Below are 22,182 nucleotides of genomic sequence, written 5' to 3' on the forward strand. Positions count from 1 at the left end.
TGGGGCGCTAGTCGCAGGGGCGGAAGACCGGCAGGACCCGGTATTTGGCGGTGAAGCTGGCCTTCTCGTATTCGTCACCGACCTCGCCGTCACACGCGATCACCGTCGGGCCGTCGACCGCAGCGAAGCTGAACTCCGGCACCTGCAGTTCGTGGTAGAGCGGGCTGCGCTCCAACCGCCCGAGCGCGAGCGCGGCCAGGATCCTGGTGCGGGCCCACGGCCGGCCCGCCTCGAGCATGCGGACGTCGATGAGCCCGTCGTCCATGCGGGTCCGCCGCGCCGGGGCGAACCCGGTCGGTAGGTACAGCGAGTTGCCGAGGAAGAAGAGCGACGTCAGCAGCGTCTTGTTGTCGTATGAGATCCGCACGGGCTGGTCGTGGCGCAGCGTGTGCAGCATCGCGTACAGACCGGCCAGCGGCTTGCCGATGCGTTTCTCGAGTTTTTCGCGCTGCTGCACGAAGGTCGGGTAGGCGCCGATGCTGGCGGTGTTGAGGACCATCTGAGTTTCGTTGAGGCACACCAGGTCCACGCACGCGACGCTGCCGCGGCGGATCGCGTCGACCGTCTTGGCCACGGTGTCGCAGCCGATGTCCTTCGCGAAGTGGTTGAACGTGCCGGCGGGAAACACGGCCAGCGGCAGCCCGGCCTCGATGGCCACGCCGGCTGCGGCCGCCACGGTGCCGTCGCCACCTCCCGCCGCGAGCACCTCGGCGCGCGCGGCGGCGTCGCGCAAGACGTCCTCGGGGTCGTCGTCGGGGCCCAGCTCCCGGATGTCGACCTTCGGCAGCGCTTCGCGCACCTCGTCGACGACGCGTGCCCCGGTGCCGCTGCCCGACTCGGGATTGATCACCAGCACCACCCCGGAACCGTCGGGCCGTTCGGGCGTCGCGACGCGAAGGGGCTCGGTCGTGGGCAGCGCGGTTTCGACGATCGGCGGGACGAGCCGACCGCCCAGCACCGCCAGGCCCGCCCCGATGCCGAACCCGGCGACGACATCACCCGGGTAGTGCGCGCCGGTCACCACCCGCGACAGCCCGACCAGCCCGGCCAGCAGCGCCAGCCCGAACCCCAGCATGGGGTTCTCCAGACCCACCCCGACCGCGAACGCGGCCGCGCTGGCGGAGTGCCCCGACGGGAAGGAGTTCGACGTCGGCCGGCGGCGGACCTGCCGGACCAACGGCACCAATTCGTACCCCGGGCGCGGGCGGCGGCGGATGCGCTTGGCGACCTGGTTGGTGACCAGGCTGGTGGCCGCGAGCGTGGCGACGCCGCGCGTCGCGCCGCGCTGGGCGCTCGGCTTTCCCGAGGCCATCAGGGCCGCGGCGATGGCCAGCCACAACTTCGAGTTGTCGGCCGCCCGGGTGAGCGGCGGCATGATCGCGTCCAGCAGCGGGGTGTCGGTCTCGGCGATCGCTTCGAAGACCTCGCGGTCCAGGGTGCCGAGGCCCCGGGTGATCTGTTCGATGCCGCGTCGCCTGGGCCGCCTGTTCATTCGCTACACCCTAAATTGGTTGGCGGACATGGACGCAGCGGGCTACTTCGAGGCATGGCGGGCCAACGCCGCACGGCGGGGTGTGGCCCCGGACGTCGTCGCGGAGGTCGCCGGGCGGCACGCCATCACCCCGGCGAGCTTCCGGGTTCTCGGGCGCATGGCTCAGATCACCGACCCGGACGGCAAGTCCTTCTTCCTGCTGCCGCGGGGCACCAGCGGCGCCGACGCCCGCGCGGCGGTGCTCTGCACCTACATCCTGAACGCGGGCACCGGCTACGGCCGCACGGGGACGCGGCGCACCGATTTCCCCCCGACGCCCTACAGCGCCGCCGAAGTCACGCGAATCATGCTGCGGCAGAAGGCAAACCGCTGGAGCTACACCCGCGACGTGAGGTTCGTCGACCGCAACGGCGGGCGGCTGGTCGCGACGCCGAACGGCATCCTCATGGGGCTGGGCGGCAACTGGATCCAGCGGCAGTTCTGCCGCCGCGGCGGCACCACCTGGGGCGACATCTTCATGGTCAACCTCGGCACGCTCACCGACCCCGCGGCGTGGCTGCGCCGGATCGTCGAGTCCGGGCATGCCTGGTACCTCGGCGCCGGTGGGAGGCCGGTGGAGAGCCGCCTGGACCTGGACCGGTTGCTGCACCACGAAGAGCGCCACTGCCGGCAGTGGGCTTCCAAGGGTTACGCGGGCATGCTTGCCGGCTACGGCCGCGAGCTGGTCCGCGAATACGCCTTCGGCGCCATCAACCGGCTCGAGGAGGACGCCGGCCTTGCCGACGGCGGTTACAGCGCGTGAATGCCGTGGTAGAGCAGCATCGCACCGATCACCACCAGGACGGCCGCGAGCAGGGCGGCGTTGTTCCGGTCCATCCAGTCTTTGAGCCGCGCCAGTGTGTCGTCGAGGCGGCTGCCGGCCGCCGCGTAGGCCAGGATCGGGATGGCGACGCTGGATGCCGCGATGGCGACGAAGAACGCGGCGGCCACCCAGTCGCCGACGAGGCCGAGCCCGGCAGTGCCGATGCCCAGTCCGGCGGGGACGCAGATGAGCAGCACGTCCGGGCGCACCACGGCGAGCACCGCCCCCATGATCCCCGCGCGGGCCGGGGTGATGGTGGCGAATGAACGCATCCAGGCCGGGGACTCGGCGTGGCCGCGCCGGTTCAGCCATTTGTAGATGCCGTACACGATCAACGCCGACCCCAGGACGACGCGCAGCCACGACGACCACCGCGGCGGCGACTTGTCCAGGCCGCCGAGCAGGTGGGAGGTCGCGACGGAGAGCGCCGTCAGCGCGGCCAGGCTCAGCGCCCAGCCACCCAGAAACGCCAGGCCGCTCGGCCGGGGCCGCGGCGCCTGCAGCACCAGCACAGCAGGGATGACCGTGAGCGGCGAAAGCGAGACGACCAGCCCGAGCGGAACGAGCCCGGTCAGCACCGTGCCCCAGCTTCCTGCCATGGGCTGCAATCTACAGGGCGCGAATCCCGTTGTGGAGCACGAACAAACCGATCAGAACAAGGATGATCGCGAGCAGCACCGCGTGATGTTCTTCCATCCAAACCTTGAGGCGCTCCAGCGCGTCGTCGAGGCGGTCCCCGGCCCAGACGTAACCCAAGATCGGAAGCGCGACCGTCGACGCGGCGACGACGAGATAGAACGCACCGGCCAGCAACTGGCCGCCGACACCAAGGGTGCTGTTACCGATGGCCAGTCCGGCCGCGACGCAGACCAGGAGCACCTCGGGCCGCAACGCCACCAGCACCGCGCCGGTCACCCCGGCTCGCCCCGGGGTCAGCGTGGAGAACGAGCGCATCCAGCGCGGCATGTCGCCGTGCCGATGCCGGGTCAGCCAGTGGTAGGCGCCCAGCGCGATCAGCGCCGACCCCAGCGCCACGCGCAGCCAGGACGCCCACGTCGGCGGCGCCTTGTGCAGGCCTTCGAGCAGCCCCGAGCCGCCGACGAACACCGCGGTCAGGGCGACCAGGCCCAGCGCCCACCCGGCGAGGAACGCCAAACCGGTGGGCCTCGGACGGGGCGAGTGCAGGACCAGCACCGCCGGGATGACCGTGATCGGCGAGAGCGCGATGACCGCCGCCAACGCGACGAGCTTGGTCAGCACCGAACCCCAACTTGCGTCCACGGTCAGCAATCATCGCATCTCATAACCGGTTTCGGCGCAGCGTCCAGGCGGGGACCCAGTGCGTCACGGTCTTGCGCTCGGAGCCGTAGGCCACCGGGTAGGTCACCAGCCCCCACCAATCGCCCTGCTCGCACAGGCCCCAGCAACTGAGCAGACCCTCGACCACCTTGTGCAGTTGCAGACCGTTGGGCTGATAGCGACCGGAGCGGTGCGGCTCGCGCGGGAACAGCACCGTCAGGTCCACCAGCACGGTGATCGGCGGGCGCACCCCCCCAAACGGGCTGCGGGCCGGGTGGGCGGTGTACCCGATGGACGCGAACTGCCCCATCGATCGATCATACGTTCGAATGGCCGCCCGGTTCGTCGAGTTCTTCGTTTTCGAGCCCCGGCCCGGGCCCGCCGATATAGTCGGCTCAGCTACCAAGGGGAGGTCACATGAAGTTGGCTTGCGCCGCCGGCCTATTGGCGCTGGCCGGGCTGCTCACCACCGGGGTGGGCGTCGCCGGTGCTGACGAGATCGAGGTCGAGGGCAACTACTCGAGCCAGGCCGGCTGCGAAGCGGACGCCCCGCACGTCGAGCTCATGCACAACGACAACCTGTACACCCATTGGGACTGCCGCCTGGGCTCCGACGGGTTCTGGCACGTCTGGCTGCTCAACTGAGCTTCGGCCAGCGGCGGGGCCGTCCTCCGCTTCTGGCACCATAGCGGCGTGCGGAACCCGCTTCGCCGCCCGCCGTCCGCGCTGGACCCGCTGCTCGTCGGGCTGCTCGCCGTCGCGGTGAGCCTGGGTGGCGCGTCGCGCCCGTCGTTCTGGTACGACGAGGCCGCAACCATCTCGGCGGCCTACAGCCGTTCCCTCGCCCAGTTGTGGCGGATGCTCGGCAATGTCGACGCCGTGCACGGCGCGTACTACCTCCTCATGCACGCCTGGTTTCAGGTTTTTCCGCCCACCGAGTTCTGGTCGCGCGCGCCGAGCGGGCTGGCCGTCGGCGGCGCCGCCGCCGGAATCGTGGGGTTGGGCAAGCAGTTTTCGTCGCGCACGGTCGCGCTGGCTACCGGCGTCTTCTGCGCCATCCTGCCCCGGACGACCTGGGCGGGCATCGAGGCCCGCCCCTATGCGTTGTCGATGATGGCCGCCGTGTGGCTGACGGTGCTGCTGGTTCGCGCCGCGCGCCGCGACACCGGCTGGCTGTGGGCGGCTTACGGCGCCGCCCTCGCCGCGTCGATCGCGCTCGAGGTATACCTCGCCCTGCTGGTGGCCGCCCATCTGGTCCTCCTCATCGTGTCACGTTGCGCGCGAACGGTTTTGCTGCGGTTCGCCGCCGCGTCAGCTGTCGCGGTCGGCGCCATGGGGCCGTTCCTGCTGACGGTCGCCGGGCAGGCGCATCAGATCAGCTGGATCGCGCCGATGGGTCGCCGGACCCTCGAAGACGTGGTGGTGCAACAGTATTTCGAGCGCAGCCCGCCGTTCGCCGTGCTGTCGGCGCTCGTAATCGCGGCGGCTGTCGCGTTGTGGCTCAGCGGATCTGCCGCCCTGGCGCGGGCCGACGGGCAACTGCTGGCCCTGGCGGCCGCGTGGCTAACCCTGCCGACCGCGGTCATCCTGGCCTACTCGGCGGTGGTGCATCCCATCTACACCCCGCGCTATATGACGTTCACGGCGCCGGGAATGGCGCTGATCCTGGGGGTCTGCGCCGCGGCGGTGACGGTCCGGCCGTGGCGGACGGCGGCCCTGGTCACGCTCTTCGCCGCCGCCGCGACACCGAATTATCTCTTCGCGCAACGTAACCCGTACGCCAAGTACGGGATGGACTACAGCCAGGTAGCCGATCTGATCAGCGCGAAGGCCGCACCCGGCGATTGCCTGCTGGTGAACGACACGGTGACGTTCATGCCCGCCCCGATGCGCCCGCTGCTGGCGGCGCGCCCGGACGCCTATCGCAAGCTGATCGACCTCACCCTGTGGCAGCGGGCCACCGACCGCAACGACGTCTTCGACACCAACCTCATCCCGGAGGTCGTCGCGAATCCGTTGAGCCACTGCGGCGTCGTGTGGATCATCACCCAGGGCGACCCGTCACAGCCGGCGCACGAGCAGGGCCCGGCGATCCCACCCGGCCCGGTCTACTGGGCGACCCCCGCCTTCGCGGTCCCGCACGACCTGGGCTTCCGGCTCGTCGAGCGTTGGCAGTTCAACCTGGTTCAGGTGTTCAAAGCGCAGCGCTAGTCACCAGATGCGGATGTAGTCGACCAGCATCGAGGCCGGGAAGGTGCCCGCAGCCGGATCCCCGGCGCCGACACCTCCCACGGCGAGGGTGAACATCGGCGTCATCCAGTAGCCGGGAATGTTGAACGGCCACCGGAAGTCGTCCGGGGCGCCGCCGGCGACGTGGATGGGCTTGTTGGGAACCTTGAAGTACTCGGCGCCGTCCCGCGCGAATTCGAATCCCTCTTCGCCCCAATGCATTCGCCAGGTGTGCCAGTTGCTGTCAACCAGCCCGGGGATCGACTTGCCCTCCCAGGTCTTGCCGTTGGACGCCGCGTGCACGGTGGTGCCCGGCGCCCACTGGCCGTTGCCGTACCACTCGAAGATGTCCACCTCGCCGTCGGGCAGCGGGTCCTCGTTGACGCCCCAGAACGACGGCCACAGGCCGGGGTACAGGCAGTCGAGCTTGATCCGCGCCTCCCAGGTCTGGTTGATCATGCTGCGGAAGTTGCCTCGCAGCTTGCCGCTGTAATAGGTGTTGCTCAGCAGATCGTGGGTGGCGCAGAGGACGAGGTTGGAATGCCCGTCCTGGAACACGTTTTGGCGATCGTCGCGATAGATGCCCTCGACCGGCGGGAACACGTCGTCCTGCCAGGTCTGGATGGTCCACTTGCCGGGATCGGGAGGGGAGCCCGCGGGCCCGTCGAACTCGTCGGCGAAGATGTACGGCCCGCCCGGGCCGGCCGACGGGGGCGCCTGCGGCGCCGGCGGGGTGGCCCAGGCGCCGGGCAAGCGCATCGCCGCCCCCAGCATGCCGAGCCCCGACATCAACATCATGCTGCGACGATCCATCTACAACCCACCAATCGTGAAAGCCGTGTTTCGACCCAAGCCCGCCACCCCCAGGCAACCTTTGCAAACGGTGTTATGAAACCACGCGCCGGGGTGGCGTGCACCCCGCACCGGGCCCGTGGCGGCGAGTTTTTGCCTGCTGGGCACGACGCGGTTCAGCGGGAACCCGGTTCGCTGAGCTTGACCAGGGTCTTGCCGATGTTGACCCCGGTGAACAGGCCGTTGAGGGCGTCGACGCACGACTCGATGCCGTCGAAGATGGTCTCGCGGTGCCTGAGCCGGCCCTCGGCCTCCCACTGCCGCAGCGCGGCGAAGGCCTCGTCGAAGCGGCCCCACTGGTCGAGGGCGTTGAACCCCTGCATCAACGCCGTCTTGGAGAGCAGGTTCACATAGTTGGCGGGCCCCGGGTGCTCGCCGGTCAGGTAGCTGGAGATGACCCCGCACAGCACCACCCGGGCGCGCGGGGCCAGGCGGCCCAGCACCGCGTCCAGGATCGGCCCGCCCACGTTGTCGAAGTAGACGTCGACGCGCTGCGGGCAGTGTTGCTTGAGCGCCGCCGTCAGGTCGTCGTTCTTGTAGTCGATGCAGGCGTCGAAGCCGAAGTCCTCGACCACCGCCCGGCATTTCTGTGGCCCGCCCGCGATCCCCACCACCCGGGCGCCGGCGATCTTGGCGATCTGCCCGGCCACCGATCCGGTGGCGCCCGCGGCCGCCGAGACCACGACCGTCTCCCCTTCCTTCGGCCGGCCGATGTCGGTCATCCCGAAATAGGCGGTGGCGCCCGTCGGCCCGTACACCGACATGATCGCCAGCTGGTCGTCCTCGCCCGGGATGGGCGTGCTGAACAGGTCGTCGCGGATGATCGCGTACTCGGAGAAGCCGGTCAACGTGGTGACGACGTCGCCGACGGCGTAGGCGTCGCAGCGCGATTCCACCACTTCGCCGATCCCGGCGGCGCGGATGACCTCGCCCAGCTGCACCGGCGGAAGGTAGCTGGGCTGGTCGTCGAGCCACGTGCGGGCGGCGGCGTCGATCCCGACGTAGGTGGTGCGCAGCAGCGCCTCGCCCTCCCCCGGTTCGGGCGCCGGGGTGGTGAGCAGCTCGGTGTCACCGGGCCGGACAAGCCCGGTGGGGCGGCGACGCAACACGACCTGACGGTTCGGCAACTCGGGCACGAACCAGAAACTACCGAACCGCGCGAAACCACCGACGCGAATGGCATATTCAACCCATGGCAGCAAACGACGACCCGGAGGATCGGATCCGGGAACTCGAGCGCCCGCTCGCCGACGCGGCGCGGGCGTCCGAAGCGGGCAGCGCGCAGCCCCCCGCCCAGCCTTACCCGCCCGGGCCGGGCGGGCCCGCCTCCCCAACGGCCCTCGGGCAACCGCGCGTGGTGGATCCTGGGCACGGTCATCGTCATCGCCGTGCTGGCCCTCGCCGGTGGCATCGCCGCCTTTGCGGCACACCAGCTTTCCGGGGTCCGCTCCATCATCAGCTCCCCGCCGACCATCACCGACACGTTCGGTCCGTCGCCCAGCACCCCGCGCGGAACCGCCCCGTCCACCACCCGGGCCAGGACGCCCAGCCCGTCGACGTCGCCGACCGCGCCGCCGGGCGCCAGGATCAGTGTCTCCGGAATCGGCGAGAACCGGACGATCGCCTGCAACGACAACGTGATCAGCGTCAGCGGGGTGTCCAACACGGTGGTGATCAGCGGCCACTGCGCCAGCCTCACCGTGTCGGGCGTGCAGAACGAGATCACCGTCGACGCCGTCGACAGCATCGAAGCCTCCGGCTTCAACAACAAGGTCACCTACCACACGGGCACGCCGAAGGTCAGCAACTCCGGGGGATCGAACGTCGTCGAGCAGGGCTGAGGCCGCGCGCCGGCCTACGAGCCTTGCGGGGCCCCGCCGGATTCGTGGCCGGATTCGTCGCCGGGCGAGTCGCCGTCGAGGACGCTGACGGCGATGCCGTACGGCAGGAACCGGACCCTGCGGTTGGGGTCGACGTTGTCCTTGTTGGCGCGCAGCGCGTCGAGCTCGGTCGCATAGACCTGTTCGACGTGCGCGCCGCCGTCGGCGCCGGTCGTGTAGATGGCCCACACGCCGTCACCCGCCTCGCCCGCGGTCTCGGGCTCGGGGCGTGGGCGCCGCGACAGGTCGTCGAAGAACGACGACCACCCGGGCCGGGCTCCGGGAGCCGCCACGAACTTGCTGACCCGCTCGAACACCTCGCGCAGGCCCTCGCTGCCCTCGCGGATCATCCGATCGATCTCTTCGGGATCAAACCCGAACCCACCGTATTCGCCCACGCGACCTCCTCGCCGCTCATGCCGTCACCGCCCAGTGTGCGCGCCGGCGCGGTCGCGCGCCACGTCCTCAGCGTCCCGGCGGCGGCGGTGGGGTGATGGGGATCGGCACCGTCACGAATGGGAAATGCAGGTACATCGTCACCGGGGGCATGGCGCGGCGCGTTGGACCCGGGCCGGTCCGAGGTCAGCGAAAACAGCACCACGCCGGCGACGACGGCCGCGATCCCCACCAGCGCGCTGCCGGCGAGGAACATGGGCCTGCGCCGGCGCGGGATCACCTCGTCCTCGTCCGCGACGGCACTGTAGGCCAGCGCGCCGGGGTCCGCGTTGCCCCAGACGTCGAGGTAGGTCGGGCCGAACGGCTGCGGGCTCAGCTCTCCGGTGCCCGGGTCCAGCGCGTACGCCAGGGCGGCCGTGGACGAGGCGAACAGCGGCGCGTTCGCCGACGCCAGCGCCGCCCCGCGGGCCAGCGCCATCTCCGGTTCCTCCGGAGCCGTCACCTCCAGCGGGGTCGCCTCCTCGAGCGCGGGTTTGACGGCGACGATGTCCGTGCCGCAGCCGATCAGGAAGGCGCCGTCCGCCCGCGTTCCCCGCGCGTTGAGCCCGGCGACCATCGCCGCCAACTCGGCGGCCACCGGCCCCTGCCGCGGGTGGGCCAGCTGCCGGCGGTGCAGGTCGACGATCGAACCGTCGGTGACGTCGACGACGGCCAGGGTCGCGGTCTCGGGTTCCACGAACAGCATCGCGATGTACTCGTAGTCGAGCGCGGACCCGACGGTCTGGGCGAGGGCGGCCGCCGCCAGCAACGGGGACACCAGCATCACGCTGCCCATGCCGTTGCGGGCCATCGCATCCCGCAGTGCGCCCACACCGGCGGGGTCCGTCCAGGTCACTCCGGTCGACACCAAGTGGTAGCCGCCCGCAAGCGCGCCTTCGCGGGTACCGCCGATGGCAGCAAGCACTTGGTCGACCGCGCCGGCGGTCACCGGGTCGCCGCCGGTGGCGGCGACCTCGAACTCGTCCTGTTCGACGGTGACGCCGTCGGCGTCCTGCCCCTCGATGACCACCAGGCGGACCGTCTCGGGAGCCATTGAGACCCCCAGCACGATGTCCACGTACGCCTCCACAGTCCGCTGATTTCTCCGCGGCCCCGCGTGAGGGCGCCGCGGGATGAACCCCGCCCGACCGGGTGACACCAAACCTACCCGCGCGGGCGCGGACGCGCTCATGGAGCGCGTTCAGCAGGAACGCTTCGGGCGGGTGGGGCGGCTAGTAGCCCGGGCTCAGGAACGGATTCTGGGAGTTCCCCGGGTACTGCGGGTACTGCTGCGGATACTGCGGATACGGGGTGTACTGCGGCGCCTGCGTCTGCGGGGCCTGCGTCTGCGGAACCTGGATCGGAATCGGCACCGGCAGCAGCGGGACGTGGATCCACTCGGTGGTCATCGGCACCGTCGACGTGGTGGTCGTGGTGGGCGTGGTGGTCGATGGCGGGGGCGGCGTCTCGGTCGTGGTGGTCGGTGGCGGTGGCGTCGTCACGGCCGTCGTGGTCGGCGCCTGAGTCGACGGCGGCGCGGTGTGTCGCGGGGTCCAGACCGCCGTCGTGGTCGGCGCCTGAGTCGACGGCGGCGCGACGGTGCGCGGGACCAGGGGGCTGGCCGGGGCCGGCCTGGGCGCGACGCTGGGCGCCGGGGGCGCCTGACGGTTCTCGATGCCGGTCAGCGTGTACGCCACACCGCCGATCGCCGTCATGGCCACCAGCGCGGACATGCCGATGATCAACTGCGACAAGCGCAGGCGGCGCCACGACCGGTCCCGGGGCGGCTCGATCACGTTCAGCCGCATCGACCAGCCGGACGGGCCGTCCTCGTCGTAGGTTTCGCCGCCGAACCGCACCCGCAGGTCGCCGGGGTATTCCGTCTGCGACCACGCCAGCTCACGATCCGTCAGCGCCTCGTCGTCGATCACCAGCACGTCACCGGCCCCGAGGTCGACGACGTCGCCAGTGGCGTTGGCGGTCGCGAGCATGCCCATCGACGTCCGCGTGCGCAGGCTCAGCTCTTCGCCGCGCGCCGCCAGCAGCAGCGCACCGCAGGCGGCCGCCAGCGCCGGCTGCGACGGTGTCAGGACCGGGGTGCGCCCGTGGATCGAAAGCCGTTCGGCGACAAGCGGAATGTGTGCGCCCCCGCCGACGGTCACCACGGCCGCGAGGTCCGCCCAGCTCTTGCGGTAGCGCACCAGCATGTCGTCGAAGGCATAGATGAAGCCGGTCAGCCGGTCCGCCATCAGGTCTTCGAGATCGTCGCGTCTCAGCGTCAAACTGCAGCTACGCCCGCCGAGTTCGGCGGCGATCTCGGTGACCACGTCGACCGAGAGCCGTTCCTTGGCCAGCCGGCACTGCTCCCGCACCTCGCCGAGCTGCCCCACGGCGGCCGTACTGCCCGGGTCGATGCCGCTGCCGCGGCCGAGCTCCTCGAAGACCCGCAGCAGCAGTTCCTGGTCGATCTCGTCGCCGGACAGGGCCCCGTAACGCATTGTCGCGCTGACGAGTTCGAAATCACCCGCGACATTCACCAGCGTGGCCGACGTGCCCCCGCCGCCGAAGTCGAGCAGCCCCACCACGCCGTCGTCGGGCAAACCGAGCTCGGCCTTCACCGCGGCCAATGACGCGATCGCGTCCGAGATCAACCGGGGCGCCATGCCGCTGCGAACGAACCCCAGATGGGTCCGCAACCCGTCGCGCAAAGCCTGCACCGTCACCGGTTTCCAGTACGCGGGAACCGCGATGGAGATGTCGGAGGAGGACGCGTCCGCGCCGGCGGCACGCACCATCGCGTCGAGGGCCTCCACCGTGAGCAGTTCGGGGTCATGCGCGGAACCGTCGGCGGACACCAGCGCCACTGAGTCACCGATGCGCTCTACGAATCCCCTCATCATCACGCCGGGCTCGGCGAGGTATGGATTGCCTTCGGGCAGGCCGACTTTCGGCGCGCAGTGCGGATACAGCGTCAGCACCGAACGCCGGATAACCGGCGGACTTTCGTTGCGCGCAGCGACCAGGTTCGTGGTCCCGATCGACAACCCGAGTGGGTCGTACATAGAGCGAAAACCTTCGTCTATAGGGGTCGGTGGCCAGCGTTAACCATAGCCGTGGACACGCCGAAATCCGATGGCTTGCAACATCATCGGTACCCGGTCGATGCCACCTCGTCACCGAAGTGGTACCGCCGGCCCCTTGACAAATCCGCGCGGGTGCCTACACCGCGGTCAGCGGGAGCGATCGCCTCGGCTCGAATTGGAATGTCGCTCCACCACTGACCTTCGTTACCGACACCTCGGGCAGCTCGGCCGCCGCGGTGTCGGTCTGCACCAGTTCGGCGGTCCAGTCGGTGTCGGTGCCGCTGACCCTGACCTCGATGTGCGGGTCGACGGCGGTGGCGATCGCCTGCAGCGGTTGGGTGGATTCGGGTGAGCACAGCGCGATCCAGGCGCCGTCGTCGTGGGCCGGCGAGCGGTGCACGACGAGCCGGTCGGCCGTTTCCGCGCGGACATAGCCCGCGGGATTGAGCAAGGGGTGCAACTCGAGCACCTCCAGCACCCCTTGGACACCGCCCGGCAGTCCCAGCGCGCGGTGAATGCGCTCGGCGGCCACGCCGGCGATGCCGGTGAGGCCCTGGGTGCACACCGACACGGCCTGCGCCTCGTCGGCGGCGCGTGCGCGCACCGCGATCGCGAACGACAGGTAGAGCAGATGCATCTGCAGGCAGACCTCGTCGGCCATCCGAACCAGTGCCGAGTGCGAGAAACCGGCGAAGTCGAAGTCGGAAAGCAACGGGCCGGAGTAGTCCGCCTTGCCCTCGTCCGAGCGGTCGATCGCGTCGAGTTCCCAAGTGGCGGCCCTGGTTTGGCGCACGACGTCCAGCGCGGGGATGCTCTGGGCCTCGGGATAGGACTCGTCGATGATGACCGTCCACGCGCAATGCGGGTGCCGATCCTTCGGCGTCCGCGGCGGCCGGTGGATGGGCCGCACCTGGGCGCGCGGGTTGGTCGCCACCGCGGTGGCGTCGAAGGTGGGGTCCTCGATGGTGTGGCACATCCCGAAGACGTACTTGTCCCCCATCGGTTCCACGTCGAGCAGCGCCCCGCAGTGGTCGAGCTGGAATTCGCCGTGCCAGCGGTCGTGGACGGTGTAGCGGAAATCCATGAATTGCGGTGGGGCGCCGATGTCGAGCTGCAGCCCCTTGAAGATGGTCGGCACGTCGTCGCCGGTGAAGTTGAGCGCTTCCTGCATGCGCCGGGTGTAGATGGGGCTGGCGCCCGCCCACTCCTCGATGGCGATCTGCACCATCTCGTCGCGGCCGAACGCGCTGATGCACCACGCCATGCCGGAGCGGTCGATCAGCTGCCCGATCAGGAGCAGTTCGGGAACCAGGACGGCCAGCTGCTCGCGGGTCAACCGCGCATATCGGGATCGGCTCACGGCCCAAAAATAGACTCGACTATGTTATAAAGTCAACGATGCCCATCGCTGCAGGTCAGAAGGCATGGCGCTCGGGGAGCCCCACCCGGCGCACCAGTTCGCCGCGCAAGCGCGGCGACGACACGCGCGCGAGGATCATCGACGAGACGGTCCGCTGCATCACCGAGGAAGGCTTCGCCGCGGCCACCGCCAAGCATGTGGCCGAACGCGCGGGCGTGACCTGGGGGGTCATCCAGTATCACTTCGGCGATCGCAACGGCCTGCTGATGGCGGTGGTCGACGACGGGGTGGACCGGCTGATCGAAAGCCTGTCGTCGGCCGACGTCAGTGAACTGCCCCTGCGCGAGCGGATCGAGGTGGTCGTCGACACCGCGTGGGGCTGTTACAGCAGTCCGACGTCGATGGCGGCGTTCGAGATCCTGCGGGCCACCCGCGGCGGACCGGGCGAGTCGCCGCGGCGGCATCTGCTGGAGATGAACGCCGCGATCGGCCAGCTGGGCCGGCTGATCACCGATGATCCGGCGAATGCCGGTGTGGCCGAAGTCATCTGGGCCACGCTGCGGGGTGTGGTGCTGGCGCAGATGGTCACCGGTACCGCGATCGACTGGAGCCTGGAACGACGCGCTCTGATCGACATGGTCACCCGTGTGCTGCAATGACCTGATGACCCCTCACGATCTCGCCGACATCGAAGCCATCAAGCAGGTCAAGTACCGGTACCTGCGCGCGCTGGACACCAAACACTGGGACGACTTCGCCGACACGCTCGCCGAGGACATCAAGGCCGACTACGGGCCGTCGCTCGGCAACGAGTTGCACTTCACCAACCGCGACGACCTGGTGGAGTACATGCGGACCTCGCTGCCCGCGAACGTCATCACCGAGCACCGGGTGACCCATCCCGACATCACCGTGACCGGCGACACCGCAACGGGCAGTTGGTATCTGCAGGACCGCGTGATCGTCGCCGACCTCAACTTCATGCTGATCGGTGCGGCGTTCTACCGCGACACCTACCGGCGCACCGACGCCGGCTGGAAGATCGCCCAGACCGGCTACGACAGGACCTACGACGCCACAATGTCGTTGGAAGGCATGAACTTTCAGGTCAAGCCCGGCCGGGCCCTGGCCACCGAGGGCAGCTGACCCGCTACTTGGTGATGGCGATCACCGCGCCGGGCTGCAGCCATTTCATGATCGACACCAGCTGAGCGTCGTCGACCGCGACGCATCCCTCGGTGGGCTTCCCGTCGGTGGTGTGGAAGAAGAACGCCGCGCCGCCGCCGGGGGTCTTGTTCTTGTTGACGCCCATCACGACCGCGTGCTTGTACTGCGGGATCTGCAGGTTCTCGCTCTCGGCGGTGTTGAACGGGCACTGCGCCTTCTGGCACACCTGCATCGAGTTGAAGGTCGGGCTGTGGTCGTCACCGCTCCACCAGTGATTGGGCCCCACCTGCGTATACGGCAGCGCCGTACCGGGATTGGGTGCGGTGCCGAACGCGGAATCCAGGGTGTAGACCCCCATCGGGGTGGCCGGCACCCCGCTCTTGGCCTGCGGCGCCATCCCCGCCGAACCGACGTGGGTGGGAACGCCGGTCCGCAGCGCCTGCCAGCCGGCGGCCGTGCGCTGATAGATGTCCATCGTCGCGTTGGACCCGCCGGTGCTCATCACCGAGACCACCTGCGTCGCATTGCCCACGGCGTTGGCGAACCAGGGGGCGCCGGCCGCCGCGGCGAGCGGCGCCAGGGCCAGCGACCCGAAAAGTGCGCACGCCGAAGCGGTCAGCGAGGCGAGCAGTCGGCGCATGACCTCAATCGTCAAACCCGCGCAGCGCCAGGTCAAGTAAAGGTTCGGCCCCGGTTAGGTCACCGGACCGTGATCAAATCACCGGCGTCGCAGGCATTTCGGGAGACCGGCGCGCCCGCGGGTCGAATCACCGTGAAACACAACAGGAAATACAGGTGGCCCAGCGACCAGCCGGCCAGCACGTCGGACGGGTAGTGCACGTTCAGCGCCACCCGGGAGATCCCCGCGGCCAGCACGCTCACCGCGACCGTCGCGACCGCGACGCCGCGCACCACCCGGCTCATCGCCGGCAAAGCCAGGGACAGCGCGGCGCACAGCGCGGCCGTCACCTCCAGCGCGTGCCCGGACGGGAAGGAGGTCTCGGCCGCGGCCACCAGCATGGTCGGTGGTCGCGGCCGGTCCGCCAGGGCCTTCGCCAGCACCGTCGCGAGCCCGCTCAGCGGCGCACAGGCCAACAGCAGCAGCGCCGCCCGCACCCGGCGCATGATCAGGGCGGCCGCCGCCGCCACCGTGCCCAGCACGCGCAGCGGCACCGGCCCCAGCGCGAAGGAGACGTCCGCCCAGAATCGCACCCAGAACGGGTGTTTGACCGCGCTGTCCCGCGCGGCGTCCAGCAGCGACCAGTCCATGCGCTGTTGCCAATGCCAGTCCTGCGAGTAACCCACCCACATCAGCACGTAGCTCACCGCGGCGGCCAGGGCGATGCACAGGGCCGGCAAAGTCCGCCATCGGGTCATAGGCCACCGATACCAGGCGCGCCGCGGCGGACCCCGGGCGGCCCGACCAGCGCATCAGCCGGCCGGGTCCATACTGGCGTCATGCCCGTATTCGTCCGTAGGTTGTTAGGCATCGGCAAGCTGCCCGACGACGTGTATGCGCAGGTCGAGGCGGAGGGCCTGATCTACCTGGCCGACTACGTCGCGGTCACCCGGCGGTTCAGCGGCGCCATCCCCGGGGTGCGACTGCCGCACAGCGTCGCCAGCTACACGGGTTCGCTGGTGTTCACCTCCGAGCGGGTGCTCGCCACCCTGTCGATGTTGCCGCGGCTGGCGGGCCCGACCGTCGACGTCCGCTGGGACGCGCCCCAGACCGGCTCGGCGCAGGTGGAGATATCGGCGACCGGTGTGCAGGTGAAGGTCGACGTCTCCCGGGTGGACCCGAAGTTCAGCGGCGAACTTTCGCTGCACTACAAGGTCGCCATTCCGGGCGATGTCCTCGGCGCCCTGCCGCGGCGGTCGCTGGCCTTCGACATGCCGCCCGACTACGTTTTCCGCGCGGTCGGCGTCACCTATAGTCCGTGATCGTCATCCGCGGCCAGGGCGGCTGCCTCAGCACCGCCAGGCTGCCGATCACCGCGGCCAGCAGGCCGGTGATCACGCCGATCAGCGCGATCCGATTCGCGTCGACGGCAGGCTCCCAGGACGCCCGGCCGTTGTGGATGACGAAGACACCGAGCGGTTTGGCGACGGGGATCACGGTGGTGCCGTCCGGTGTCTGATAGGGCTCGCCGTACACCCGGCCGGCCGTGCGGTCGGTGGGTAGCTGGTCGAGTGAGTCGAAAGGCTTCACGGAACACTCCCTCCTCGGGTGTTCGCCGGGTCCGTGCCGCGGACACGGTTCACGCTAACGCGGATTTCCTACGATGACTCCCGTGAGCGACGAGGCCTTCAGCCCGCAGGAGCGGCGGGCCGTCTACCGGGTGATCGCGGAACGGCGGGACATGCGCCGCTTCGTGCCCGGCGGCGTGGTGGGCGAGGAGGTGCTGGCCCGCCTGCTGCAGGCCGCCCATGCGGCGCCGAGCGTTGGGCTGATGCAGCCGTGGCGGTTCATCCGCGTCACCGATGACGCGCTGCGCCGGCGCATCCACGCGCTGGTCGACGAAGAGCGGCCGCTCACCGCGGCCGCCCTGGGTGAGCGGGGCGAGGAGTTTCTCGCGCTCAAAGTCGAAGGCATCCTCGAGTGCGCCGAGTTGCTGGTGGTGGCGCTGGGCGACGACCGGGAAAAGCACGTGTTCGGCCGGCGGACGCTGCCGCGGATGGATCTCGCGTCGGTCTCGTGCGCGATCCAGAATCTGTGGCTGGCGGCGCGCGCGGAAGGGCTTGGCATGGGCTGGGTCTCGCTGTTCGAGCCGCACCGGTTGGCGGCCCTGCTCGACATGCCGGCCGGGGCCGAGCCGGTGGCCATCCTGTGCCTGGGCCCGGTACCCGAATTCCCCGATCGGCCGGCACTGGAGCTGGACGGCTGGGCCGTCGCGCGCCCGCTCTCGGAGTTCGTCTGCGAGAACCGCTGGGGTCGCCGCCCCCACGATCCCCCGAAGTAGCTGCGGTATCGTCGCCGGTCGCGGGGCGAGTTGGAGAGGGTGACGCAATTGGGGCCGGGCGAAGCAGCGGGCCGCAAGGACAACGTGCTGATCGTGCACTGGCACGACCTGGGGCGTTATCTCGGTGTCTACGGCCACCCGGACGTGTCCAGTCCCCGGCTGGACCGCCTTGCCGCCGAGGGCATCCTGTTCACCCGGGCGCACGCCACCGCGCCGCTGTGCTCGCCGTCGCGCGGATCGCTGTTCACCGGCCGCTACCCGCAGACCAACGGCCTGATCGGGCTGGCGCACCACGGCTGGGAATACCGCAGCGGGGTGCGCACCCTGCCGGAGATCTTGACCGATGCGGGTTGGTATTCAGCGCTTTTCGGCATGCAGCACGAGACGTCGTACCCGCAGCGGCTGGGCTTCGACGAGTTCGACGTGTCGAACTCGTACTGCGAGTACGTGGTCGACAAGGCCTCGGAGTGGCTGCGGGACGGCATCGAGGATCTGGCCGGCCAGCCGTTCCTGTTGACCGCCGGGTTCTTCGAGACGCACCGGCCGTACCCGAGGGAGCGCTACGAGCCGGCGGACACCGCGGTGGTCGAGCCGCCCGGCTACCTGCCCGACACCCCCGAGGTCCGGGGCGATCTTGCCGGCTTCTACGGGGCGATCGCCACGGCCGATGCCGCCGTGGGGCGGCTGCTGGACACGCTGGCCGACACCGGGCTGGACGCCACCACCTGGGTGGTGTTCTTCACCGACCACGGCCCGGCCTTCCCGCGGGCCAAGTCCACCCTCTACGACGCGGGCACCGGCATCGGCATGATCATCCGGCCCCCTGCCGGGCGGGCCCTCACCCCGCGGGTTTACGACGAGCTGTTCAGCGGCGTGGACCTGCTTCCGACGCTGCTGGAACTGCTGGGTCTGGGCGTTCCCCCCGACGTCGACGGGTTGTCGCACGGCAGCGCCCTCCTGGAGCCGGACCCGCACGCGCTTCCGGTCAGGGACCACGTGTACACGGCGAAGACCTATCACGACGCGTTCGATCCCATCCGGGCCGTTCGCACCAAGGAATTCAGCTACATCGAGAACTACGCGGCCCGGCCGCTGCTCGACCTCCCGCTGGACATCGAGGAGAGCCCGTCCGGCCACGCCGTGGCGCCGTCGATCACCGGCCCGCGCCCGCAGCGCGAGCTCTACGATCTGCGCGCCGACCCCGCCGAGACCACCAACCTGCTGGCCGGCGACGACGCGGCCGCCCAGGAGGTCGCCGCTGATCTGGCTGTGCGACTCCACGATTGGCGGCAGCGGACGAACGACGTCATCCCGTCGGAATTCGCCGGCACCCGCATCGCGGCGCGCTACACCGAGACGTATCTGCAGATCCACCGGGTGCGCCCGACCGCCCGGTCGGCGATCGCCGCGGACCGCGGCATCGAGGAGCAAGCGAGCGGTTAGCCGGCCGAGCGCCGGGAACCGCCCACTTCGGCGACGATGAACACCCGGCGGAACGGGAAGATCGTCGTCCCGTCGGCGCGGGGCGGGTAGGCGTCGTCCAGCAGCGGGATGAGCTCCGCGCGGAACCGCTCCCAGTCTTCGGCGCTCAACCGCTCGCGCACCGGGACCAGCGCCGTCCCGGTGATCCATTCCAGCACCGGGTTGTCACCGGTCAGCTGGTGCAGGTAGGTGGTCTCCCAGACGTCGACCCGGCATCCGGCGTCCAGCAGCATGTTGGCGTACTGGATCGGCGGCTGCACCACTGCGCCGACCCGGAATGGTATGTCCCGCATGACTTTTGCGTAGGGCTCCCGGCGCGCCAGCGTCCGCACCGTGGCGTGCGACGGCGTCTCGAAGTTGCCGGGTATCTGCACGGCGATCCACGATCCGGGCGCCAGTTCGTCGGCCCAGCGGAGCAGCAGGTCGGCGTGCTCGGGCACCCAGTGCAGGGCGGCGTTGCTGACCACGACGTCGGTGTCGGGCTTGGGCTTCCAGTGCCGCAGGTCGCCGACGACGGCGTCGATGCCGCGTTCCTTGGCGGCGGCGACCATTTCCGGCGAGGTGTCGATGGCCTCGATCACCGCCTCCGGCCAGCGCCGGGACAGGTACTTGGTCAGGTGGCCGGGCCCGCAGCCGAGGTCGACGACCCGCCGGGCCCGCTCGGCCCCCACCCGGGACAGCAGGTCATAGAACGGCCGGCTGCGGTGGTCCGCAAAGGCCAGGTAGACATCGGGATCCCACATGTCGGTCCTCCTGATCGATGCGCCGTCGCCAATCGGCGGAACAGACCAACCGTATTACCGCATCCCGGCTAGCATCGGCGTTCGTGGCGCCCGACACCTCGATTGATCCGCCCATCCCCGTTCCCGACATCCCCGGTGCCTTCAAGGGTGCCTTCCAGGGCGCAGACGTACCGATCGACGTCGGCGGATTACCCCCGAACTCCGCGTTGTCCCCCCGCCAGCGCATGGTAGTCGAGGGCTCGGCCGTCGGCGACCTCGCGCTGCGCACCTGGGTCTCCTCGCTGCTCACCGCGACGGTGGCGCCGGCCGTGGTCGCCGCCTCCCTGCGGCACCGGAGCGCCCGCGCCGAGCGCGCCAACCTGAACTTCTACGCCGAGCTGGCCGCGCAGCGCGATCCGGTCAAGTCATTTCCGGCGCCCACCGAGCCGCCGCGCGTCTGCTCGCGGCGCGCCAGCCCGCTGACCGAGTGGGCCGCCGGCGGCACGGTGGAAAACATCGCGTTCGAAAGCGGCTTCACCGCCGTCAACCCCGCGATGCGCGAACAGTGGAGCGCGTGGAAGTCCAACAATGTCGTGCGCGCGCAGCACTGGCGCCACGCTGACGGGCCCCGTCCGACGCTGTGCGTCATCCACGGCTTCATGGGGTCGTCGTACCTGGCCAACGGGCGGTTCTTCACGCTGCCCTGGTATTACCGGTCCGGCTACGACGTCCTGATGTACACCTTGCCGTTTCACGGCAAGCGCGCCGAAAGGTGCTCGCCGTTCAGCGGTTTCGGCTATTTCGCCGGCGGGCTGAGCGGCTTCGCCGAGGCGATGGCCCAGGCGGTGCACGACTTCCGGTCCGTCGTCGACTACCTGCGCGGCACCGGGGTCGACCGCATCGCGATGACCGGCATATCGCTGGGCGGCTACACCTCGGCGCTGGTGGCCTCGGTGGACGACCGGCTGGAGGCCGTCATCCCGAACTGTCCCGTCGTCACCCCGGCGACGTTGTTCGACGAATGGTTCCCGGCCAACACGCTCGTGCGGCTGGGGTTGCGCCTGTCGCACATCAGCCGCGCGGAGCTGTCGGACGGGCTGTCCTACCACTGCCCGCTGAACTATCGGCCGCTGCTGGACAAGGACCGCCGGATGATCATCACCGGGCTCGGCGATCGCATGGCGCCGCCGGACCATGCCGTCAAGCTGTGGGAACACTGGGATCGTTGTGCGCTGCACTGGTTTCCGGGCAGCCACGTGCTGCACGTGAGCCAGCTGGACTACCTGCGCCGGATGACCGCTTTCCTGCAGACCGTCATGTTCTAGCGGTCTCGGCGACCGCCGCCGCGGCCGTCACCGCGGGCCAGTCCAGCTCCGCGAGCAAGCCCGCCGGCGCGTCGGTGTGCCCGTCGAGTCGCCGCGTGGACAGCAGGTCCAGCGCGTCGAGAGCCGGCCGGTGGTTGCCGCGCTGCGGGGTCAGGCCGGCCGGCGGCGCGGTCCGCCCGGGCGGGGTGTCGGTGAGGAATGCGCACGCGGCCGCCACCGTGTTGCGGGTTGGATCGCCGGCGATCTCCAGCGCCGTGCACGTCTCGCGCGCCGGATGCGCGCGAATCGCCTCGAGGGTTTCCGCCAACCGTCCGTCCACCGGGACCCGGTATGCCGCAAGGTAATCCGATGCGCCGCGCTGCACCGCCGACCAGCTCTCGCGGGCGTTGGCGGTGAGCAGCCGCGGGACGTCGTCGGCCGCGACCGCGGTGACCTCCCACCCGAGTTCCCGCAGGTGGTCGGCCAGCCGGCGCGCGACCACCTGCGCGGTCTCGTGCAACGGGACGCGTGCGGAGCGGGCCCGCAGCGCGGCCAGGTTGTCGGTGGCCGAGATGGTGAGGCCGATCCACGTCTCGCGCCTGGACGCGTCGGATGCGTTGTCGCGGCTGGTGATCCGGATCTTGTCCGCGCGGATGCCGTAGCGGTCCAGGTAGCCGGCGAGCAGCGGCAGCGGCAGCGCGTCGGCGTCGCCGCTGGGCGCGCCGACCCGCAGCAGCGCGGTGGTCGCGGTGGCGGATTCGGGCGCGGCCGCGTCGCCGCGCGACATGATGGCCAGCCGGCGGCGCAGCAGGGTGGTGAAATACAAGCCGCGCCAGCAACCGAAGAGCACGACCACGACGGCCACGGCGATGCCGAGCAGCCAGTAGTCCCGCGGCGACCGCCAGGGGTAGGCCATCACCGCGGGGACGACCGCCAGCAGCGCCAGCGTGACGCGCCCCGGTCCGGGGGTGGGTATCGAGCGCTGCAGGCTCACGGGGTGGGGTCCTTTCGACGGCGGGTGGCGGCGATCGCGCCCGCGACCGCGACGAGCGCGG

General features: G+C 70.2%; 24 protein-coding genes and 1 pseudogene. 10 read left to right on the forward strand and 15 right to left on the reverse strand.

What is annotated here, in order from left to right:
- Positions 1–7 precede the first annotated feature (7 nt).
- Complete coding sequence (locus C1737_RS16805) at positions 8–1,492, reverse strand: bifunctional phosphatase PAP2/diacylglycerol kinase family protein (protein WP_102418941.1); 1,485 nt, start codon at positions 1,490–1,492, stop codon at positions 8–10.
- A 28-nt stretch (positions 1,493–1,520) separates the two neighbouring features.
- On the opposite strand from C1737_RS16805, the gene C1737_RS16810 reads away from it, so the two are divergent.
- Positions 1,521–2,294: a hypothetical protein gene (locus C1737_RS16810; protein ID WP_068099146.1), complete on the forward strand. Its 774-nt coding sequence runs from the start codon at positions 1,521–1,523 to the stop codon at positions 2,292–2,294.
- Here the strand turns inward: C1737_RS16810 and C1737_RS16815 are convergent.
- From C1737_RS16815 to C1737_RS16825, 3 genes are read right to left on the reverse strand one after another with little or no spacing between them, the layout of a single operon-like run.
- The gene (locus C1737_RS16815; RefSeq protein WP_067924309.1) at positions 2,282–2,953 is read right to left on the reverse strand and encodes a GAP family protein; all 672 of its coding nucleotides are present in this window, start codon (positions 2,951–2,953) and stop codon (positions 2,282–2,284) included. The genes C1737_RS16810 and C1737_RS16815 overlap by 13 nt on opposite strands.
- A gap of 10 nt (positions 2,954–2,963) precedes the next feature.
- On the reverse strand, positions 2,964–3,614 hold the full coding sequence (locus tag C1737_RS16820; protein ID WP_233214836.1) for a GAP family protein: 651 nt from the start codon (positions 3,612–3,614) through the stop codon (positions 2,964–2,966).
- A gap of 40 nt (positions 3,615–3,654) precedes the next feature.
- Positions 3,655–3,963 (reverse strand): hypothetical protein, encoded by a 309-nt coding sequence (locus C1737_RS16825; RefSeq protein ID WP_102418943.1) that lies wholly within the window; start codon positions 3,961–3,963, stop codon positions 3,655–3,657.
- Between the two features lie 107 nt (positions 3,964–4,070).
- Between C1737_RS16825 and C1737_RS16830 the strand changes: the two genes are divergently transcribed.
- Together C1737_RS16830 and C1737_RS16835 are read left to right on the forward strand one after the other, a co-directional pair.
- Positions 4,071–4,298, forward strand: coding sequence for a hypothetical protein (locus C1737_RS16830; RefSeq protein ID WP_067924304.1), 228 nt, complete (start codon positions 4,071–4,073; stop codon positions 4,296–4,298).
- Between the two features lie 48 nt (positions 4,299–4,346).
- Positions 4,347–5,864: a glycosyltransferase family 39 protein gene (locus C1737_RS16835; protein ID WP_102418944.1), complete on the forward strand. Its 1,518-nt coding sequence runs from the start codon at positions 4,347–4,349 to the stop codon at positions 5,862–5,864.
- On the opposite strand, the gene C1737_RS16840 is transcribed toward C1737_RS16835, so the two are convergent.
- Both C1737_RS16840 and C1737_RS16845 read right to left on the reverse strand, forming a co-directional pair.
- Entirely contained in the window at positions 5,865–6,695 is an 831-nt protein-coding gene (locus tag C1737_RS16840; protein WP_067924306.1) for a family 16 glycosylhydrolase, read from the reverse strand. It abuts the gene before it with no gap.
- 155 nt (positions 6,696–6,850) lie between these two features.
- Positions 6,851–7,870 (reverse strand): NADP-dependent oxidoreductase, encoded by a 1,020-nt coding sequence (locus tag C1737_RS16845; RefSeq protein ID WP_068099130.1) that lies wholly within the window; start codon positions 7,868–7,870, stop codon positions 6,851–6,853.
- A gap of 56 nt (positions 7,871–7,926) precedes the next feature.
- Between C1737_RS16845 and C1737_RS16850 the strand changes: the two are divergent.
- Positions 7,927–8,575, forward strand: a pseudogene (locus C1737_RS16850) (DUF3060 domain-containing protein).
- Positions 8,576–8,589: 14 nt separating this feature from the next.
- On the opposite strand, the gene C1737_RS16855 reads toward C1737_RS16850, so the two are convergent.
- The 4 genes from C1737_RS16855 to C1737_RS16870 all read right to left on the reverse strand — a co-directional run bounded on the left by C1737_RS16855 (position 8,590) and on the right by C1737_RS16870 (position 13,492).
- Positions 8,590–9,012, reverse strand: a complete 423-nt coding sequence (locus C1737_RS16855; protein WP_068091890.1) for a hypothetical protein — start codon at positions 9,010–9,012, stop codon at positions 8,590–8,592.
- Positions 8,961–10,127: a hypothetical protein gene (locus C1737_RS16860; protein ID WP_233214837.1), complete on the reverse strand. Its 1,167-nt coding sequence runs from the start codon at positions 10,125–10,127 to the stop codon at positions 8,961–8,963. Before C1737_RS16860 ends, C1737_RS16855 begins: the two co-directional genes overlap by 52 nt.
- A 154-nt stretch (positions 10,128–10,281) precedes the next feature.
- Positions 10,282–12,111 (reverse strand): Hsp70 family protein, encoded by a 1,830-nt coding sequence (locus C1737_RS16865; RefSeq protein WP_102418945.1) that lies wholly within the window; start codon positions 12,109–12,111, stop codon positions 10,282–10,284.
- Positions 12,112–12,268: 157 nt separating this feature from the next.
- Positions 12,269–13,492: a hypothetical protein gene (locus tag C1737_RS16870; protein WP_102418946.1), complete on the reverse strand. Its 1,224-nt coding sequence runs from the start codon at positions 13,490–13,492 to the stop codon at positions 12,269–12,271.
- A 38-nt stretch (positions 13,493–13,530) separates the two neighbouring features.
- Between C1737_RS16870 and C1737_RS16875 the strand changes: the two genes are divergently transcribed.
- A complete protein-coding gene (locus tag C1737_RS16875) occupies positions 13,531–14,151 on the forward strand; it encodes a TetR/AcrR family transcriptional regulator (RefSeq protein WP_102418947.1) in 621 nt (206 codons plus the stop codon).
- Positions 14,138–14,638 (forward strand): nuclear transport factor 2 family protein, encoded by a 501-nt coding sequence (locus tag C1737_RS16880; protein WP_067926858.1) that lies wholly within the window; start codon positions 14,138–14,140, stop codon positions 14,636–14,638. The genes C1737_RS16875 and C1737_RS16880 overlap by 14 nt, the downstream gene beginning before the upstream one ends.
- A gap of 4 nt (positions 14,639–14,642) precedes the next feature.
- On the opposite strand, the gene C1737_RS16885 is transcribed toward C1737_RS16880, so the two are convergent.
- On the reverse strand, positions 14,643–15,299 hold the full coding sequence (locus tag C1737_RS16885; protein ID WP_102418948.1) for a L,D-transpeptidase: 657 nt from the start codon (positions 15,297–15,299) through the stop codon (positions 14,643–14,645).
- A 59-nt stretch (positions 15,300–15,358) separates the two neighbouring features.
- A complete protein-coding gene (locus C1737_RS16890) occupies positions 15,359–16,036 on the reverse strand; it encodes a phosphatase PAP2 family protein (protein WP_102418949.1) in 678 nt (225 codons plus the stop codon).
- 81 nt (positions 16,037–16,117) lie between these two features.
- On the opposite strand from C1737_RS16890, the gene C1737_RS16895 reads away from it, so the two are divergent.
- Positions 16,118–16,600, forward strand: coding sequence for a hypothetical protein (locus tag C1737_RS16895; protein ID WP_067926866.1), 483 nt, complete (start codon positions 16,118–16,120; stop codon positions 16,598–16,600).
- On the opposite strand, the gene C1737_RS16900 is transcribed toward C1737_RS16895, so the two are convergent.
- Positions 16,584–16,868 (reverse strand): hypothetical protein, encoded by a 285-nt coding sequence (locus tag C1737_RS16900; RefSeq protein ID WP_067926868.1) that lies wholly within the window; start codon positions 16,866–16,868, stop codon positions 16,584–16,586. The two genes, C1737_RS16895 and C1737_RS16900, sit on opposite strands and share 17 nt — an antisense overlap.
- 73 nt (positions 16,869–16,941) lie before the next feature.
- Here C1737_RS16900 and bluB point away from each other — a divergent pair, with 73 nt between their 5' ends.
- Together bluB and C1737_RS16910 are read left to right on the forward strand one after the other, a co-directional pair.
- Entirely contained in the window at positions 16,942–17,619 is a 678-nt protein-coding gene (gene bluB, locus C1737_RS16905) for a 5,6-dimethylbenzimidazole synthase (protein WP_067926871.1), read from the forward strand.
- 39 nt (positions 17,620–17,658) lie between these two features.
- Complete coding sequence (locus C1737_RS16910; RefSeq protein ID WP_102418950.1) at positions 17,659–19,062, forward strand: sulfatase; 1,404 nt, start codon at positions 17,659–17,661, stop codon at positions 19,060–19,062.
- On the opposite strand, the gene C1737_RS16915 is transcribed toward C1737_RS16910, so the two are convergent.
- The gene (locus tag C1737_RS16915; RefSeq protein WP_067926877.1) at positions 19,059–19,844 is read right to left on the reverse strand and encodes a trans-aconitate 2-methyltransferase; all 786 of its coding nucleotides are present in this window, start codon (positions 19,842–19,844) and stop codon (positions 19,059–19,061) included. The genes C1737_RS16910 and C1737_RS16915 overlap by 4 nt on opposite strands.
- Before the next feature lie 83 nt (positions 19,845–19,927).
- On the opposite strand from C1737_RS16915, the gene C1737_RS16920 reads away from it, so the two are divergent.
- Positions 19,928–21,148 carry a S9 family peptidase gene (locus C1737_RS16920; protein ID WP_102418951.1) on the forward strand — a complete coding sequence of 407 codons (1,221 nt, stop codon included), beginning with the start codon at positions 19,928–19,930 and terminating at the stop codon, positions 21,146–21,148.
- Here the strand turns inward: C1737_RS16920 and eccE are convergent.
- Entirely contained in the window at positions 21,138–22,121 is a 984-nt protein-coding gene (eccE, locus tag C1737_RS16925) for a type VII secretion protein EccE (protein WP_102418952.1), read from the reverse strand. The genes C1737_RS16920 and eccE overlap by 11 nt on opposite strands.
- Positions 22,122–22,182: the final 61 nt, after the last annotated feature.

It is taken from the genome of Mycobacterium sp. 4858, from assembly GCF_900240975.1.
GTDB lineage: Bacteria > Actinomycetota > Actinomycetes > Mycobacteriales > Mycobacteriaceae > Mycobacterium.

Excerpts from the sequence above, each read along its gene's own strand:
- C1737_RS16810 (WP_068099146.1), top strand. The coding sequence starts at position 1,521 with ATGGACGCAGCGGGCTACTTCGAGGCATGGCGGGCCAACGCCGCACGG.
- C1737_RS16890 (WP_102418949.1), bottom strand. The coding sequence starts at position 16,036 with ATGACCCGATGGCGGACTTTGCCGGCCCTGTGCATCGCCCTGGCCGCC.
- C1737_RS16825 (WP_102418943.1), bottom strand. The coding sequence starts at position 3,963 with ATGGGGCAGTTCGCGTCCATCGGGTACACCGCCCACCCGGCCCGCAGC.
- bluB (WP_067926871.1), top strand. The coding sequence starts at position 16,942 with ATGACTCCCGTGAGCGACGAGGCCTTCAGCCCGCAGGAGCGGCGGGCC.
- C1737_RS16840 (WP_067924306.1), bottom strand. The coding sequence starts at position 6,695 with ATGGATCGTCGCAGCATGATGTTGATGTCGGGGCTCGGCATGCTGGGG.
- C1737_RS16830 (WP_067924304.1), top strand. The coding sequence starts at position 4,071 with ATGAAGTTGGCTTGCGCCGCCGGCCTATTGGCGCTGGCCGGGCTGCTC.
- C1737_RS16875 (WP_102418947.1), top strand. The coding sequence starts at position 13,531 with ATGCCCATCGCTGCAGGTCAGAAGGCATGGCGCTCGGGGAGCCCCACC.
- C1737_RS16815 (WP_067924309.1), bottom strand. The coding sequence starts at position 2,953 with ATGGCAGGAAGCTGGGGCACGGTGCTGACCGGGCTCGTTCCGCTCGGG.
- C1737_RS16915 (WP_067926877.1), bottom strand. The coding sequence starts at position 19,844 with ATGTGGGATCCCGATGTCTACCTGGCCTTTGCGGACCACCGCAGCCGG.
- C1737_RS16885 (WP_102418948.1), bottom strand. The coding sequence starts at position 15,299 with ATGCGCCGACTGCTCGCCTCGCTGACCGCTTCGGCGTGCGCACTTTTC.
- C1737_RS16865 (WP_102418945.1), bottom strand. The coding sequence starts at position 12,111 with ATGTACGACCCACTCGGGTTGTCGATCGGGACCACGAACCTGGTCGCT.
- C1737_RS16805 (WP_102418941.1), bottom strand. The coding sequence starts at position 1,492 with ATGAACAGGCGGCCCAGGCGACGCGGCATCGAACAGATCACCCGGGGC.
- C1737_RS16895 (WP_067926866.1), top strand. The coding sequence starts at position 16,118 with ATGCCCGTATTCGTCCGTAGGTTGTTAGGCATCGGCAAGCTGCCCGAC.